The sequence below is a fragment of the Enterococcus sp. DIV0756 genome (assembly GCF_051710745.1).
Lineage (GTDB): Bacteria > Bacillota > Bacilli > Lactobacillales > Enterococcaceae > Enterococcus_A.
Genome location: NZ_JBIOLF010000001.1, coordinates 1,245,718 through 1,263,298 on the forward strand (window position 1 = coordinate 1,245,718; position 17,581 = coordinate 1,263,298).

General features: G+C 40.4%; 16 protein-coding genes. 15 read left to right on the top strand and 1 reads right to left on the bottom strand.

The features are described 5' to 3' along the window. The first annotated feature begins 151 nt into the window (after positions 1–151). The 8 genes from IGI44_RS05965 (at position 152) to IGI44_RS06000 (ending at position 10,314) form a co-directional block, all read left to right on the top strand. Positions 152–1,231, top strand: a complete 1,080-nt coding sequence (locus IGI44_RS05965; protein WP_438786881.1) for a helix-turn-helix domain-containing protein — start codon at positions 152–154, stop codon at positions 1,229–1,231. Positions 1,232–1,502: 271 nt separating this feature from the next. Then, entirely contained in the window at positions 1,503–4,163 is a 2,661-nt protein-coding gene (locus IGI44_RS05970; protein WP_438786882.1) for an HAD-IC family P-type ATPase, read from the top strand. Positions 4,164–4,317: 154 nt separating this feature from the next. Continuing rightward, positions 4,318–4,623, top strand: a complete 306-nt coding sequence (locus tag IGI44_RS05975; protein ID WP_207107058.1) for a PTS sugar transporter subunit IIB — start codon at positions 4,318–4,320, stop codon at positions 4,621–4,623. 3 nt (positions 4,624–4,626) lie between these two features. Beyond that, positions 4,627–5,892: a PTS sugar transporter subunit IIC gene (locus IGI44_RS05980; RefSeq protein ID WP_438786883.1), complete on the top strand. Its 1,266-nt coding sequence runs from the start codon at positions 4,627–4,629 to the stop codon at positions 5,890–5,892. 33 nt (positions 5,893–5,925) lie between these two features. Beyond that, a complete protein-coding gene (locus IGI44_RS05985) occupies positions 5,926–6,267 on the top strand; it encodes a PTS lactose/cellobiose transporter subunit IIA (protein WP_438786884.1) in 342 nt (113 codons plus the stop codon). A 29-nt stretch (positions 6,268–6,296) separates the two neighbouring features. Then, positions 6,297–7,739, top strand: a complete 1,443-nt coding sequence (locus tag IGI44_RS05990) for a glycoside hydrolase family 1 protein (protein WP_438786885.1) — start codon at positions 6,297–6,299, stop codon at positions 7,737–7,739. 54 nt (positions 7,740–7,793) lie between these two features. Next, positions 7,794–9,689: a BglG family transcription antiterminator gene (locus tag IGI44_RS05995; RefSeq protein ID WP_438786886.1), complete on the top strand. Its 1,896-nt coding sequence runs from the start codon at positions 7,794–7,796 to the stop codon at positions 9,687–9,689. Continuing rightward, positions 9,682–10,314 (top strand): YczE/YyaS/YitT family protein, encoded by a 633-nt coding sequence (locus IGI44_RS06000; protein WP_438786887.1) that lies wholly within the window; start codon positions 9,682–9,684, stop codon positions 10,312–10,314. Before IGI44_RS05995 ends, IGI44_RS06000 begins: the two co-directional genes overlap by 8 nt. Positions 10,315–10,521: 207 nt before the next feature. Here IGI44_RS06000 and IGI44_RS06005 read toward each other — a convergent pair whose 3' ends face one another. Continuing rightward, positions 10,522–11,370, bottom strand: coding sequence for a MurR/RpiR family transcriptional regulator (locus tag IGI44_RS06005; RefSeq protein ID WP_438786888.1), 849 nt, complete (start codon positions 11,368–11,370; stop codon positions 10,522–10,524). Positions 11,371–11,668: 298 nt separating this feature from the next. Here IGI44_RS06005 and IGI44_RS06010 point away from each other — a divergent pair, with 298 nt between their 5' ends. The 7 genes from IGI44_RS06010 (at position 11,669) to IGI44_RS06040 (ending at position 17,569) form a co-directional block, all read left to right on the top strand. Further along, on the top strand, positions 11,669–12,667 hold the full coding sequence (locus IGI44_RS06010; RefSeq protein ID WP_438786889.1) for a D-isomer specific 2-hydroxyacid dehydrogenase family protein: 999 nt from the start codon (positions 11,669–11,671) through the stop codon (positions 12,665–12,667). A 14-nt stretch (positions 12,668–12,681) separates the two neighbouring features. Continuing rightward, entirely contained in the window at positions 12,682–13,785 is a 1,104-nt protein-coding gene (locus tag IGI44_RS06015) for an iron-containing alcohol dehydrogenase family protein (RefSeq protein ID WP_438786890.1), read from the top strand. A gap of 164 nt (positions 13,786–13,949) precedes the next feature. Further along, entirely contained in the window at positions 13,950–14,792 is an 843-nt protein-coding gene (locus IGI44_RS06020; RefSeq protein ID WP_438786891.1) for a PTS mannose/fructose/sorbose/N-acetylgalactosamine transporter subunit IIC, read from the top strand. A 25-nt stretch (positions 14,793–14,817) separates the two neighbouring features. Next, complete coding sequence (locus IGI44_RS06025; protein WP_016181955.1) at positions 14,818–15,672, top strand: PTS system mannose/fructose/sorbose family transporter subunit IID; 855 nt, start codon at positions 14,818–14,820, stop codon at positions 15,670–15,672. A 22-nt stretch (positions 15,673–15,694) separates the two neighbouring features. Next, positions 15,695–16,201 carry a PTS system mannose/fructose/N-acetylgalactosamine-transporter subunit IIB gene (locus tag IGI44_RS06030; RefSeq protein WP_016181956.1) on the top strand — a complete coding sequence of 169 codons (507 nt, stop codon included), beginning with the start codon at positions 15,695–15,697 and terminating at the stop codon, positions 16,199–16,201. Between the two features lie 34 nt (positions 16,202–16,235). Further along, positions 16,236–17,108 carry a hypothetical protein gene (locus IGI44_RS06035; RefSeq protein ID WP_438786892.1) on the top strand — a complete coding sequence of 291 codons (873 nt, stop codon included), beginning with the start codon at positions 16,236–16,238 and terminating at the stop codon, positions 17,106–17,108. Positions 17,109–17,125: 17 nt separating this feature from the next. Next, positions 17,126–17,569, top strand: a complete 444-nt coding sequence (locus IGI44_RS06040; protein WP_438786893.1) for a PTS sugar transporter subunit IIA — start codon at positions 17,126–17,128, stop codon at positions 17,567–17,569. Positions 17,570–17,581 lie beyond the last annotated feature (12 nt).

Consider the following 17,581-nt stretch of genomic DNA (forward strand, 5'->3'; position numbering starts at 1 on the left):
TCAATGCGTAATTCGTTTAATGACGTTTTACGCTTTTTTTGTACTAAGTATCCTGCTGGTTAATAAAATCCTACAATTGGTTAACAACTGCTCCATTATCAATTATCACTAGCAATGGTACACTAAAGGTGATCAGAGAGGGGCGATTAACATGACGTTGTTAATGGGGAGGATTATTCAGAAACTCAGAAAAGAACAGAATCTGACACAGGAACAGGTGGCATCCGCTTTAGGTGTGACGACAGCAGCCGTTTCAAAGTGGGAAACAGACAGTACGTATCCAGATATTTCCATGTTGAGTCCCTTGGCTCGTTTATTGAAGACAAATGTGGATCAGCTTGTCAGCTTTAAGGAAGCATTGAGTGAGCTAGAAGTAGCGAATTTTGAAAAAGAAGTCCGAACTATTTTTGAAGCTGGTGATAGTCGAAAAGCGATGGACTTTTGCGAGGCTTTGCTAAAAGACTATCCTAGTGATGACCTGTTACGATTTCGGTTGGCTTCTACCTATTTTTTCTATTTAAATGCTTCTTCGGATGAGTCTCAAGTTACGCATCAGCTTGACGAGACGATTCGGCTGTTTGAAGGACTTCGGACATCAGAAAATATCGAGCTTCGCCATGCATCCATTCATGTACTAGTCAGCCTTTATACGATGAAGGAGGAACTGGACAAGGCAGAGGCGGCTATCGAAGAACTGCCTGCTTCCGGTTATGATGCCCGAATGATGAAAACCAATCTTTTATATATGAAGAAAGAGTACGAAGAATCGCTAAAGCTGGCTCAACTGTGTCTGTTTCAGGAATTACGGGATGCCAGTTTAAATCTTTATCATCTAGCAAAAGTTGCACGCAAACAGGAGCAATATGAAAAGGCCATAGCGATCAGTGATATTGCCATTCAAATGGAGCAGCTGCTGCATGTCGATCAAATCACTGGGACGAATGCCAATTACTATTTGTTTAAGGCAGAAATTTTAGCGGTTCAAGGAAAGAATGAAGCTGCAATGAATGAATTAGAAAGATTCATCCCCGCTTTAAAAGCCGCGTTTGCCTTGAAGGATACAAAAGAGGATCTCCTATTCAATAAAATTCAGCTGAAAGACCCGTCTGTTTCTACGCAATACATCGCTGATAGGATGGCCGATTTAATCGAGCAGTCTGAAGAATTTCAACCAATACTGATGAATGAACGATTTATCAGATTGCTAGAAAATTTGCGAAATTTGCGCTAAGTGAGTGCACGTTGAAGAGATCAATTAGACGATTGTTCTCTTTTTTGCATTTTTATTAAACAAACGCAATAAAATTGACGAAAAACCAATAATTTGATAGTTTGAAATTAACAAAAAAGTTGGAGGTGAGTGGCGAATGGACCCTGACGCCGGTGAGACGTCGTTATTAAAGCAGAAGATTCCTTATTTTCAAAAAGAATAGGCTTGTTTTAGTGCGTTGTAAATACAAGGTGCTTTTTTGTCGTATTCAAAAATAAGGAGAAGAGAACGAATGAAGGAAGATTATTACCAGAGTATCAATCAATTAAAGAAAGATTACCCAAATGCCGATTTTGAACAAGGCCTGTTAACTGAAGAGGCAAAGGAACGTCTATTAACTGACGGGCCAAATAAGTTAGAGACGAAGAAGACGCCTAAGTGGCGAATTTTTATCAGACAATTCCACAATATGATCATTTACATTTTGATTGTTGCGGCATTGTTGACGATCCTGATGGGGCACTATTCTGACGCGATCATCATAGGTTTGGTCGTCATTATCAATGCGCTGATCGGCTATTATCAAGAAGCGAATGCTTCGGATGCCTTAGATAAGATCAAAGAGATGCTGGCTATTGAGGCAACTGTCTTTCGTGACGGGCAAAGGATCGATGTATCCACAGAGGATCTAGTTGTTGGTGATGTCGTATTCTTAGAGGCGGGGGATAAAGTCCCTGCAGACCTGCGAATCGTCGATAGCGACAATTTGCGTATCCAAGAAGCCTCGCTGACAGGTGAAGCTGATTCGATTGAAAAAACCGCAGAAGATTTGCCGAACCAAAATATTCCTTTAGCCGAACAAATCAATCGCGCTTTTGCCTCGACCTCAGTGACAAATGGGAGTGGGCTAGGAGTGGTTACCGCAACGGCCGAAAAAACGCAGATTGGTCAAATTTCTACAGAGGTCGGACAGGTTAAGACCCGAAAATCACCTCTGATGCAGCAAATCGACGGACTGGGAAAGGGCGTTTCCTACGTCGTGATCGGAGCTGCGGTATTGTTGTTTGGTTTAGGTCTTTTTCTTGAAACCTATTCATTATCAGTCTTGTCTTTAGCAATCGTTACGATGATCGTTGGTTCGATCCCAGAAGGACTGCCCGCGACAACTTCGGTGATTCTAGCAATGGGTGTCAGTGATATGGCGAAGAACAAACACACGATCGTAAAATCGCTACCAGCCGTAGAAACGCTTGGTTCAGTCGACGTAATTGCCACGGATAAAACGGGAACGCTGACAAAAAATGAGATGACCGTCAAGGATATTTTTCTAGCAGGCCATCAGTACGAAGTCAGCGGAAACGGTTATGAACCAAAAGGTAAGATCATGGAGAATGGGCGAGAAGCGGCCTCTTCTGAAGCGCTTGAATTGTTTTTAGAAGCCGGTTATCAAGCGAATGACACGCTACTTTATAAAGAAGATCGACGCTGGGGAATCAACGGCGAGCCAACCGATGGTTCCTTCTTGACGCTGTATCACAAATACTTTGGCGAAGGGCATGAATCTGAGTATCAGGAAGTCGATATGCTGCCTTTTGACTCGGATTATCGTTACATGGCGAAGCTGGTCAAAGCGCCAAATGGCAAACAATTGATTTTTATCAAGGGTTCACCCGATAAACTTTTTCCAATGGCGAAGGTGCAAGGAAATACTTGGTCGAAGATTGTCCAAGAACTTTCTGAGACAGGTAAACGTGTAGTGGCAGTAGGCTACAAAGAAGTTTCTGCTGAACAAAAAGAGATCAGCCATGAACTTCTCTATGAAGGAATCGGCTTACTTGGAGTAGCAGGAATCATTGATCCGCCGCGAGAAGAAGTAATCGAGTCCTTAAAGGATATGCGTAAAGCGGGAGTGGAAGTCAAGATGATTACCGGGGATCACCCGTTGACTGCAAAAACGATTGGTGAAAAACTCGGATTAGCACCAAAAATTCAGGTCATTACTGGACAAGAATGGGATCAGCTTTCTCAAGATGAGAAAGAAGAGGCAGCGGTGTCTCATCAGGTATTTGCTCGAACCACACCTAAAAACAAGCTTGAAATCATTGAAGCATTGCAGGCGAAAGACAAAGTCACTGCTATGACAGGTGATGGAGTCAATGATGCACCAGCGTTGAAGCGAGCAGACATAGGTGTCGCAATGGGAATCGAAGGGACCGATGTCGCCAAAGACTCAGCCGATATGATTTTGACTAACGACCACTTTGCGACGATGTCTGTTGCGATACGTGAGGGACGACGTATTTACGATAATATCAAGAAAAGTATCCTCTTTTTATTACCGACCTCCTTTGCGGAAGGGTTGATCATTGCCTTTACGATCTTGATGCAGCAGGAGATGCCGCTTCAAGCGACACAACTGCTATGGATCAACATGGTGTCAGCTATTACAATCCAATTTGCCTTTATCTTCGAACCCGCGGAGGATCAGATCATGGAACGTCCGCCGCAAAAAACGGGGAGCCGATTGATGAATAAGCACGATATTTTTCAAATGGCTTATGTCTCGGTGCTCATGGCACTGATTAGTCTTGTGGCTCATGATTGGCTGCTGGCACAAGGTTTGGATCAAATTACAGCTAGTACAATGATGGTCAATATTATTGTAATCAGCAAAATTTTCTATCTGTTCAATATCAGGACCTCCAAATTTGCTTTTTCAAAAGAATTTTTCAGCAATAAGCCGGCCTTTCTGATCATTGGGCTGATGGTCGTACTGCAACTGATTTTGACCTATGTACCGTTCATGCAACAGGCTTTCCATACTGCACCAATGAGTATGGTCGAATGGGGAATGACAATCTTAGCAGGTTTATTGATCTTGGTAATTACTGAAATAGACAAATGGATCCGTATGAAGCGTCAGGAAACGCGGCTGCGGGAACTCTATAACTAACAAGAAGCTGGACTAGCGATAGTTCAGCTTTTTTTATAAGAATATCACTAATTATAATTTTCATTTTTCCCATCTCTAGGAAAAAAGTAAGTTTGTGAGTGTCATTCAAAATTTCCTATAATAAGCTTGTAAATAAATGAAAGTGGTGAAGAAAATGAAAAACATCTTGTTAATTTGTGGATCAGGCGCTTCGAGCGGCTTTATGGCTGCGGCGATTAGAAAAGCGGCGAAGAAAAGAAAGGTCGAAGTAACTGTGAAGGCAGCGAGCGAATCGCAGTTGGATGATCGTATTAATGAAATCGATTACTTGTTGATTGGGCCGCACTTGTCGTACATGCTAAATGATCTTCAAGAGCAAACCAAAGATAAAAATGTTAAAGCAGCAGTGATTCCGCAGGCAGTGTATGGAACGTTAAATGGTGAAAAGGCATTGGATTTGATTTTAAAAATGGAGGATTAGCTGATGGATAAAATTATGAATTTTATGACGAACTCCTTTGCACCTAAAGTAAATAAGGTGGTAAAGAATCCATGGATATCTGCTATTCAGGATTCAATCATGATTGCTTTGCCATTGGTTTTCGTTGGTTCATTAGTAACAGTGGTGTCATTATTAAAAAATATTTTCAGCGGAATGCCTGATTTTTCCATGATCAGCAATTTCTCATTCGGGATGTATGCGTTAGTAGTAGCATTTTTAATTCCCTATTATTTAATGGAGAAAAAAGGCTACGGTGGTCAGAAGTTGATCTCTGGTGCAGCTTCCTTGGTATTATTCATGATGCTGCTCTTCCCAACGATGACAGCCGAGGGTGAAGCGGTCTTTATTCTTTCACGTTTTGGTGCGACGGGCATGTTCCTTTCCATGATTACCGGCTTGTTCGTCGGCTTCGTGATGAATTTTGCTGTGAAGTATTCATTCTTTGATGAGGATACCCCAATTCCCGATTTTGTTGTTGGCTGGTTTAACAGCCTATTGCCGATTACATTTGTCTTACTGGTTGGTTGGCTGATTACCTTCCAATTTAAAATTGATTTCTTTGATGTTGTTTTATTGGTTTTCAGTCCATTAGCAAGCATTGTCCAATCCTATCCAGGCTTTGTGTTATCCGTTTTCATTCCTGTATTTCTATATACATTCGGTATTTCTGGTTGGGTAATGATGCCCGTTGTTTATCCGGTTTACATGTCTGGTTTAGCAGCAAATGCGGAAGCGGTGGCAAATGGCGGACAAGCGATCAACATCGCTACCCAAGAAACCTGCTACGCCTTTTCTTCGATGGGTGGGATCGGAACAACATTGGCTTTATCTGTGATGATGTTGCTGTTGAGTAAATCCGCCCAATTAAAAGCAATCGGTAAAGCAGTTATCATTCCTTCAATTTTTAATATCAATGAACCATTAGTATTTGGAGCACCGATTGCCTTCAATCCTTACTTAATGGTGCCAATGTGGATCAACAGTATTATTGTTCCAACAATTGCTTATGTAACAATGTCGCTAGGATTAGTCAACGTACCATCCAGCACATTCCTGTTGTGGTATATGCCTTATCCATTTACATCCTATTTAGCAACGCAGGATTGGCGAGCAATTGTCGTTTGTGCCCTGATCTTTGTCATTACTTGGCTGGTCTTCCTGCCATTCTTCAAAGCCTATGATAATTCATTAGTTAAGCAAGAAGCGCAAGAGGCGTTAGAAGAAGCGGAAGCAGAAGTCGTTCATTAAAAATAACTATAAGCTATTAGCAGGAGGTCGCATATGGAAGAGACAAAATATTTAGAGGAGAATGATCAGTTAAATCAGCTGTCTATGAACATTTTAGTTCATGCCGGCAATGCACGGGATCATTTGGTCCGATCATTAGAAAGCTTAGAAAAAATGGATTTTGAGAATGCCAAGACAGAAGTTCTAGCGGCACGCAAAGAAGTCGTTGTGGCACATGGGTTGCAGACTGATACTTTACAGTTAGAAGCCTCAGGTGAACAAATACGTTATTCGACCTTATTCTGTCACGCACAAGATACCTTAATGACTGCGCAAAGTGAAATCTTAATCGGTGAACATTTGGTTCGCTTGTTTGAAACCTTTAGCCAAAAATAAACCACACAACTAATCAAGGAGGAATTTCATTGGAAAACTATCAAATGCCTAAGGACTTTTTATGGGGAGGAGCAATCGCTGCTAATCAAGCAGAAGGTGCCTATAAAGTGGATGGAAAAGGCATCAGTCTAGCGGATCTGCACAAGTACTATCCAGGTAAAAGCAATGCTGAAATTGCAAAAGATCAGCACAAAGGAATGTCTTTAGCTGATGTTAGAGCTAATCTAGCGGATACGGAAGGTTATTATCCAAAACGCCATGGGATTGACTTTTATCATACCTATGAATCAGACTTGGAATTACTCAGTGAAATGGGCTTCAAAACCTTTCGGACTTCAATCGACTGGACACGGATTTTCCCAACTGGTGATGAAACGGAGCCCAATGAAGAGGGGCTCGCTTACTATGATCGGTTGATTGATAAGATCATTGAACTGGGAATGGAGCCGATCATTACTATTTTACATTACGAGACACCTGTTGAAATTACGTTAAAATACGGGGGCTGGAACAATCGCAAAGTGATTGATTTATTTGTTAAATATGGGAAAGTAGTCTTAGAACGCTATCAAACAAAGGTGAAATATTGGATCGTCATCAATCAAGTCAATTTGATTCAGTTCGAGCCTTTTAATTCAACCGCGATTCCTTACGATACGGTAGATAATTATGAGGAAGCGAGTTTCCAAGCGGTACATCATCAGTTCGTAGCCTGTGCCAAATTGGCAGCATATGCCAAAACGATCAATCCTGATATGATGATTGGTACGATGATGGCAGATTGTACGGCGTATCCGTATTCCTGCGATCCTGACGATGTGAACTTGGCCTTGCGTCGAAATCGTATGCAATATTTCTATACCGATGTTCAATTCCAAGGCGCGTACCCACAATATGCCTTGAATTACTTTGCTGAAAATGGCATCCACCTAGAAATTACTGATGAAGACAAACAATTATTGAAGGATCATCCAATGGATTATTTAGCCCTGTCTTATTACTACTCGCAAATGGTCGATGCTTCAAAAAATACGATGAGTCCATCTTCGGTGACACCGAATCCGAATTTGAAGGCCAATCCATGGGGCTGGGCAGTTGATCCACAGGGACTGTACAATTCATTATCTCAATACTGGGATCGCTATCACAAATCCATCATTATTGCGGAAAATGGTTTTGGTATGTATGACAAATTGGAGGACGGACAGATCCATGATGATTATCGTATAGCTTATCTGTCTGAGCACATTGCTCAAATGAAGCGTGCGATGTATGACGGCGCAGACGTGATTGCCTATTGTGCTTGGGGACCGATTGACATTATCAGCTGTTCTTCTGCCCAGATGGAAAAGCGCTATGGCTTCATTTATGTTGATCTGGATAATGAAGGAAAAGGCTCTGGTCAACGAATCAAAAAGGACAGCTTTGACTGGTATAAACAGGTGATTGCTTCAAACGGCGAAACGTTATAATCAATTGAAAAGTTGATCTTCGTGATCAACTTTTCTTTGAATGGAGGTGTAAATGTGCTGACTAAAAAAGAAAAAGAGCTGATTGATTATCTAAACAAAAAGGCTCGGTGGGTAACTTCTGATGAACTAGCTGAATTTAGCAATTGCACCACTCGTACGATTCGTAACCGTGTTGCCAAGATCAATCAAAACAATCCGACGCTTATTTTGACCAGTCATCGCGGCTACCAGCTGAACGGGGAGGTGGGTATCGAGTCAGGCGGTACCGAAGATCGTAAATCCCGGATCTTTTTGGAGCTGCTGAAGCACTCATCAGAAGGTGTTGATTTTTATGAGCTGGCGGAGAAGCTCTTCATTTCCGAATCGACGTTAAAAAATGATATCCAGCAATTAAAAAGAGAAATCACCAATGATGCGATTCAAATTGTTTTCGAACAAGATTATATTAAGCTAACCGGACCAGAACGGGCAAAACGCCGCTACCTCATCTCCCTTTTATATAACGAAAGTGACCTGCAGGAAAAATTGAAGGTCAGTATTCAGCAAATGATCGGCTACATCTCTCTCGAAAAGCTGCAGCAGACGATTCAACAGGTGTTAGCTGAAAATAATATCCAGATCAATCAATACTCGCTGAATAACATCGTACTCCACTTTGCCATCAGCATTGAACGCATTCGCCAAGGGCATAGTCTAAAGAAAAGCTTGAATGAGAATCCCGCACAAAGTAGCCCGGAATTTTTAATCGCAGAAGAAATCAGTAATCAATTGGCTCAGCAATACGACATTCACTTTTCTCACGCAGAATTGGAGCAATTGTCATTATTATTTATTGGTATGCAAAATGAAACCTTAACAAAGGAAAAGAGTCAGCAGCTCTCAAGCTTTGTTGATCCCAAAATCATCAATGCCTTAAAGGATGTCTTAGCCGAGGTTGAGCGGACCTATTTAGTCGAATTGAATGATGAAGATTTTTTCAATAAATTAGCGATTCATTTGCAAAGTCTCTATTTTCGATCCCATTATGAAACCTTTACGCGTAATAGTAGCTTACTAGATTTAAAAACTGCTTACCCGTTGATTTATGATTTGGCTGTGTACATTTCTTCTCTGATTCAGGACCGCTTGGCTATCTGGTTCAATGATGACGAGATTTCATTTATTGCATTACATATTGGCTCCTTTCTTGAAACGCAAAAGCATTTTCGTAATCAGATTACTATTCAATTGGTGGTGAACGATTATCATGACCTTGGCAGAAATCTAAGAAATGAAATTGAAGAACGCCTGGGAGAAAATATCAACGTTATCGTGACGGAAAAATGGAAAGCAGCGAATGCGGAGTATGATTTATTACTAACCACAGATCGGGAAACAGCTTCTAAACACGAGGGGGCCGTTTTTATCCATCCTTTTCTAACCGATAAGGATGTTAGAAAAATTGAAAAAAGAATTGATGCGTTAAAATCACAGCGTGAAAAACGACGCATGTATCAAACCATCGAAAAATTCATTTTGCCAGAATTGTATTTCAATCAATTTGATCCTGCTGGATTAACGCCGATGGAAATACGGCAACAAATCAATCAGCGGATGATGAATGAAGGATTTGTAGATGCTCAATTTCTCGAGAGAGTAGAAAAACGCGAGCGGATGTCTCCAACCAGTTTTCCATCAGGAATCGCGGTTCCGCATTCGGTTGAGCTGGAAGCTAAAAGAAGCGGAGTGGCAATCATGACGCTGCAAGAACCATTGGTTTGGGCCGATCATACGATTAAGCTAATCGCTTATATTGCGATCAATAAAGAAGAAGCAAATGAGTTCAATGATTTTTTTGAGAAATTCATTGAGATCGTTTCAGAGCCGATCAATACCAAGCAGTTAAGTATGAGCGAAGATTATGAGGCTTTTATTTTAAGGCTAAAGGCGATGGTGGAGGCCGATGACTAAAAACTTTTTGAGTCGATTATTCTTGGTGGTTTTCGGGACAATTTTGATGGGGCTTGGAATCGAAATAATCGTGGTGGCCAATCAAGGATTTGATTCTGTTAGTACGTTGATTTTAGGCTTAATGAAACATACAGCGATTCCTTTTGGACGCTGGAGTCAATTGATCAGTTTTCTTTTTTTGTTGATGACTTTTTTGTACAATCGCAGGATTTTAGGAATCGGCAGTCTCATCAATACGTTCTTAGTTGGCGAAACCATCAATCGAACGGCAGACGTTTTTCAATCCATCGAATTTTTTCAGAATAGTATGGGAAATTCTTTTTTGGGATTCTGTCTAATGGCTCTAGGCACAGCAATATATTTAACTGGTGGCTTAGGTTCAGGTCCATTGGAAGGAATGATGTTTTGTGTCTGCGATCGTTTACAGGTTTCTTTACAAAAAGGTAGAATCATCTTAGATTTTATCATTGTCGTCAGCGGTATTCTTTTAGGCGGAACATTCGGTGTTGGAACGCTGTTTGCAATTATTTTGCTAGGGCCGATGATTCAGCTGTATGTATCGCTATTAAAACGAATTTCTTTGAATGCACTAACATTGCGTGGAAAAGAAAATTTCTCAAAATGACAGTGTTTTTTAGAGAATAGTTAGAATGATGCATTCTTACTTACAATGAAGTTTGCCGTTCAGAAGGAATAGGCATTCACTGTCTATTTGCAATTGGTTACTCAACGTGATTGCGTGTTAAGAAATAGCGATAACTTAGAAAAATAAAACAGCAGTATGTTCAGTAGTTTGCAGAGGCACCTACTAATGAACAAACTGCTGTTTTATTTATTCCTTTAAACTCAAAATGACTTTTCGAACTTTAGAAATGGTTTCTTGTGCGTTTTTACGATTGTTGAACATCAAAATTACATAGAGTGAATCAATAATACTCAGCTGAGCAATGCGCGAAGCCAATGCCTCAGAGCGAAATTCAATTTCTTCAGAGATTGAAATAAAGACGACATCGCCCAGTTTTGCTAAGGGAGAATTGATTTGGCTAGTAATAATAATCACTTTCGTTCCAGCCTTTTTGACCGCTTCAGCCATATGGATAGTTTCTTTGGATTTTCCCGAGTGTGAGATAAACAAAGCGCAGTCTTCTTCAGTGAGTAAAGAGGCCTCCATTAATTGAACATGATAATCGGTACTGTGTCCAACCGAGATAGGAGAACGTAAAAACTTATGGTAGGCATCTGTGGCTACGATTTCTGAACCGCCGACTCCAAAGAAGTACAGTCGTCTAGATTCGGAAATCATTTTAACGGCTTTTTTTAGGTCTTCTTCTTTAAGTAATTTCTTTGTATCCGTCAAGGTAGTCATATTTGAATCAAAAACTTTTTGAGCCATCGTTAATTCAGAATCGTCCTGCTGAACATTCTCATGTATCGTTACAGCGGTCAAATCATTTTCTTGTTTTAATAAAGCTACTTTAAAATCTTTGAAGCCATTAAAACCTAACGTTTTAGTGAATTGAAAAAAAGTGGAGTCCGCGATACCAAGCTCTGCAGAAAGATCACTGATAGAACTATGGCTGACCTTATTTGGATTTTCCAATATGTAATCGGCAATGGCTTGCTCTTTAGGACTAAAATGTTTGTACATCGATTTGATTTGTAAGTGAATTGGGCTAGACATCAGCTTTCCTCCTTCATTCAGTAGTATGTACTCATAAGATACTAGGAAACCAAAAAAAAATCAACAAAAATATTTTTTATTTTTTCTATTTACAAAAAAATATTTTTTTGTATAATAAAGGCATAAGGTTGAATGCGTTATCAGAAATCGGTTTACTTAACGTCATTCAATTTGTAAGATGCTTTGTTTTTATAAAAAAAGGAGATGAATAAACGAAGAAAAGAGAATTTATGTATAAATAAAGCACGGTAATTGCGAGTCATTAAGTTGTAAAGCAAGTTTAAAAGGAGCTTTAAGGATGGGAAAATACAAAATAGCGATCGTCAATTCAAGTAGTTTTGGAAAAATCTTCCATGATCAGCTGGAGCGGCTGGAGAAAATCGGTGAGGTTCATTCATTCACCGTGGATGGAGAAATCGGCGGACGGGAACTGGCAGAATTATTAGAGGGCTTCAATATTATTATTGCGAGTGTCACCCCATTTTTCACACAGGAATTTTTTGATTATAAGGACGAACTTATTTTAATAACCAGACATGGAATCGGCTACAACAATATTGATATTGAAGCCGCAAGAAAACACGGGACACTTGTTTCAATTATTCCGGCTTTAGTCGAAAGAGATGCGGTAGCAGAAAATAATATTACGAATTTACTAGCACTATTAAGGAAAACAGTTGAGGCAGATCTAAGTGTCAAGAACGATAGCTGGGAGGATCGAGCGAATTTTGTCGGTCGAACGCTATTCAACAAAACAGTAGGCGTTATTGGTGTCGGAAATACCGGCAGCTGTGTCGTAGAAACGTTACGAAATGGCTTTCGATGTAACGTTTTAGCCTATGATCCGTATAAATCAGCACTGCACATTGAAAGCTACGGAGCGAGAAAAGTGGAGCTTCCACAATTGTTAAAAGAATCGGATATCATTTGTCTTTGTGCCAGCTTAAATGAAGAAAACTATCATATGATTTCAACAGATGAAATCGCACAAATGAAAGAAAATGTGTATCTTTCCAACAGTGCACGTGGGGCATTGCTAGATGAAGAAGCAATTGTCAGCGCTTTAAAATCAGGGAAAATCGCAGGATTAGCGACGGATGTTTTAGAAGAAGAACCGGGTCGTAAGGACCATCCTTATCTTGCGTTTCCTAATGTGGTCATGACGCCCCACACTTCCGCCTATACGATGGAATGCTTGCAAGAAATGGGCGCGAAATGTCTGCGAGATGTCGAAGATGTGGTTGCTGGAAAAATTCCAGAGCGTTCCGTTCAAGCTGAGAGTAAGCTAGTCGGTTAGAAAGGAGCAGACAAATGCTAACGGATTTAAAAGTTAAGGTAGGCCCACAGTTTTATCGTTATCATTTTGGCGCAATCAATTATGTACCTGAATTACTACAGGAATTTTCAGCAAAAAATGTTTTGATCGTTCATGGTCAGATTTCCTTTGAAAAGGCAAAGACTTTTTTGAATTTTCTAAAGGATGACACCTATAATTTCCATTTTTTACAATACACCGGCGAGTGCAGTTATTACGGTGCAGAGCGAATTGCTAAAGTGGTAGAGGAGCAGAAGGTCGACTTCATTATCGGTGTTGGCGGTGGAAAGCTAACGGATTTAGTTGGTTATGCAGCCCATGTATTGAATGTTAATTTTGGTGTGATCCCAACTCTGGCTAGTAATTGTGCACCCTGGACCCCGCTTTCAGTGATGTATAAGGAGAGTGGTGAATCCGAAGGGAAAAGCGAACACTTTTTGCGACAGGCAGCCTTTTTTATAACAGATCCTAAATTAGTTATTGATGCACCAGTCAACTATTTTGTAGCAGGTTTAGCTGATACGATTGCGAAATGGTATGAATCGGATGCTATCTTGCAACAGGAACAGTTGATAAATGAACCGTTCTTGCAGGTAGCTGGGTTTACAGCTGAACTATGCAAAAAAGCCATTTTGGATCATTCTGCCAAGGCAATTAAAGACATGGAGAACGGCGAAGTATCAGAAGAGTTTGTTCATTTATCTGAAATTGTTTTTGGCGTAGCAGGGTTGGTTGGCGGCCTAGGCGATAAATACGCGAGAAACGCAATTGCGCATGCAATGCATGATGGGATGAGTAAGTATATTCCTGAAAGTCATGATTTTCTACATGGAGAAAAAGTCGCCTACGGTATTTTTTACCAATTGGCAGTTGAAAAAAAATGGACGCAAATTGATGCGCTGATGCCTTTTTATCAGGAATTAGCCTTACCTATGTCCTTGAAGCAGATGGATATTTATCCTGAAGATGAAGCAGTCATCGATCAAATCGTGGCGTTTGTGGATTCAAAAGAAAAAGTTCATTTACTGCCAATCCCGATTACGATGGATTTATTAAAAGAATCAATTGTTGAATTAGAAGAATATATTTCTAAGCGTTAAAAAGTCTAAGCGTTCCACTTTTTACAATTGGTATTGTGATGGAATGTCTAATGGTGTCACAGTCATCTAAAACGTAAATCACTAGTGGAGCGATATAAGACAAAAAAATAAGACCACTTTTTCCTCGGAAAAAGTCATTCTTTAATATGAATAAGGAGGAACTTATGGATACTTTAAGTGTTATGCAGAGTCTGTTGATCGCGTTATGGGTCGCTGCGGTAATGTCCAGATGGCTTGGAGGAGGAGCGACACTAACTTTGCGCTTCTCACCTCTAATGACAGGTTTAATTGTTGGGATTGTTATGGGAGATGTTGCTCAGGCGATGATTGTTACCGCCGCGTTGCAAATGATTTATATGGGGGTCTTCTCACCTGGCGGATCAATGCCAGCTGAACCTTCGATTGCTGCGGCAATTGCAGTTCCCGTGGCATTGTTAGGGAATTTAAAACCAGAAGCCGCGATTGCGGTGGCTGTACCCGTAGGATTGTTAGGAAGCTATTTGTATCAATTCCGTTTCTTTATCAACACATTCTTAGGTAAATATACAGATAAAGCAGTTGAGGACATGAATGCGAATGCCATCAAACGTTCAATCATCCTTTATCCAACGATCGCCTCATTTGTTTTGTTCGTACCGTTAGTATTTATTGCGCTTTATTTAGGTGCTCCAGTTATCGCTGATGTTATCAATGCGCTCGAAGGAACAGTCGTGATTCACATCCTTGAAGTAGTCGGTGGCGGATTAGCTGCGATTGGTATCGCGACAACGGTTTATGTCATCGGACGTAAAGACTACATGGTCTTTTTCTTCCTTGCTTATTTCATGAGTGTAGTATTGAAATCCTTGGAAATCACAATGGTTACTTATGCGATTTTTGGAATCTTGATTGCGTTGATCTTTGTACAGTCACAAAAAGGAAAGGGCGCAGCACCCGCAGCAGAATCTGCAGCACCAAGCTCTGGAGCGACCTTTGATGACGACGATGATTATGATGACGGATTTTAGTGAAGAGAAATAGGAGGGAAAAAACATGGCGGAAGTAACAAATAAAAGTTTAGCACCTGAAGAAATTACCAGTAAAGATGTCACCAAAGCGTATCTAAGATGGCACTTTGCGAATGAAATACCTCATTCCTTTGAACGTTATTTGGCACCATCTCTACTTTATGCGATGATGCCGATCTTGAAGAAATTATATAAAGACGACGATGCCTTAAAGGCAGCCTATAAACGTCAGTTACTATTTTTTAATACACAGTTAAGTTGGGGTGGCGGTGTTATCACTGGGTTGATGTCATCGATGGAACAACAACGGGCGCAGGAAGAATATGAGAAAAAAGAAATCCTGATGCAGGATGACTTGATGTATAACACGAAAGCCGGTTTGATGGGCGCACTCGCTGGAATTGGTGATGCGATTGACTCAGGAACGGTTCAATATATTTTTATTGCCATCGCTGTTCCTTGGGCACAGCAAGGAAGTGCGTTAGGAGCATTGTTCCCATTCGTGTTCTTCGCGATCTATCAAGCAGCATTAGGGGTGTTCTTTGCGAGACAATCATTTACGATGGGACGTAATGCGACAGGATTGATGCAAAGTACCGGTGTTCAAACAGCCATCGAGGCGCTTTCCGTATTAGGATTATTCATGATGGGGATTTTAGCTGGTAACTATGTAAAAGTAGAATCGACACTAAAATTTGCGATCTCAGGAAGGAAGTTCGTTATTCAAGAAATTCTCGACCAGATCGTTCCAGGTATTTTACCGTTAGCAGTAGTGATGGGTGTCTATTGGTTCTATACGAAGAAAGGTCTAAAAGTAACACAAGCATTGCTCTGGTTGACCTTGATCTTAATTATTTTAGCCGGAGTTGGAATCTTATAATTTTGAAAAGGAAGTGTGAGAAATGGGCGTAATAAATTTAGCTCGAGTAGATGAACGTTTGATTCATGGACAAGTAATGATGACCTTATCACAAAAGAGCGGTGTAAATTCAATTTTTGTGGTTGATGAAGTAGTAGCAAAAGATAAATTTATGCGAGACCTCTATAAAAATGCTGGAAGTCGAACAGGGCAAAAAACGATCGTGATCACGCCAGAAAAAGCGAAATTCTATTGGGATGAATTCAATTTCAAAGAGTATAACTGTATTTTGATCACAAAAACCGTCAGTGTTATCTATGATTTAGTTAAACATGGTGTGCCGATGAAAGAATTGAATATTGGCGGGATCGCTCAAAAAGATCCAGATAAAGACATCTTGGTAACGAAATCTGTTTACTTAAACAAAGAAGATGCTGAACGATTGAAGGACATGCATGAAAATTATGGCGTTGAAGATATTTATTTCCAAGCAACTCCATCGGCACCAAAATCAAGTTTAAAAGATGTCTTGAAGCAATTTAATCTTTAAAATCGTTTGAGTCAAAGAACAGGAGAGAGAATAGATGGAGCAATCAGAAGTATTCAAAGATTGGCTGTTTCGTTACCAATATGTTTATCGGCTGCGACGAACAGAAAAGAGCAAGAAGCGATTTCTCGCAGCTTTAGTAACAGATATTGCCAAGATGCGTGAAGATGTTCAAGTCATTGAATATGATCAGCAAAAAAAATATGCCTCACGAAATGTTTATGTCGGCAATATTAAACAGGCGGATCGTGTGATTTGTACCTTCTATGACACTCCTCCTGAAAGTATCGGTTCTTATCAGCTATTCGATAGAAAAGATCAGGCGAGAAAGACGACCACCTTTATTTTGGCTAGCACACTTATCGCGATTCTTTTGGGAGTTATCGGAACGCTTATCTATATGCGGCTTTCTCCGGATTCGTTCCAGCTGAATTCGCTTAGTACAATAATGATTATGTTGATTTATGCGGGCTATTTTATTCTGTTAGGGAAAATCACGAAGGGCTTATCCAATCGGAAAACATTAGTCCGCAATACGTCCTCGATACTAGCGATGCTGAAAATGATCGCAGAGAATAAACAAAAGAATATTGCTTATGCCTTTTTAGACGAAGGCAGCTATGGCAATAAAGGCTTAGAGGAATTGCAGAGGCAAGTCAATGGACACTGTAAAATTTATTATTTGGACAGTATTGGCGCTACGGCTCCGCTACATTTGGTAGGAAAATTGCCTAGCAATAAAAAAATAGGTGAAAACGTTGAGTATCAAGAGGCTGATCAAAAGGTCAGTTATCTCTTTAGTGCTAGAAAAGATCAAACCAACGCCGCCTTTTATTTAAATCCGGCTGACTTGAAGAAAAAGCAATTGAATATGGATAATATTGTCACTGTAACGAATTTGTTTCAGTGAGGGAAATGGAGGGGCATATGTTAGGAATTGTCATTGCCACACACGGAAAACTAAGTGATGGCCTGAAAGATGCTGCAGAAGTAATCGTAGGAACAACGAATAATATCACGACAGTCAATTTGAATCCCGGGGATGATGTCCAAGAATTAGGGACAACAATTGAAGCGGCAATTAGAGAAGTAGATGAAGCCTCCGGAGTGATCGTATTAACGGATTTGGTAAGCGCTAGTCCATACAACCAATCCGTTTTGATTACGAATGGTTTAGAGCCAGAACTGCAGGCAACTGTCTATGTAATTGGTGGTGTCAATTTACCGATGCTGCTAGAAACGATTAATCATCAGCTCTTAAGTACCCCCGTTGAAGAAGCGGTGCCAGCGATATTAGCACAAGGAACAGATAGCTTAGCAGCTTGGCATATTTCAGATGTTGAGGACGAGGATGAAGAGGACGGATTTTAGTTTGTAGAGTCA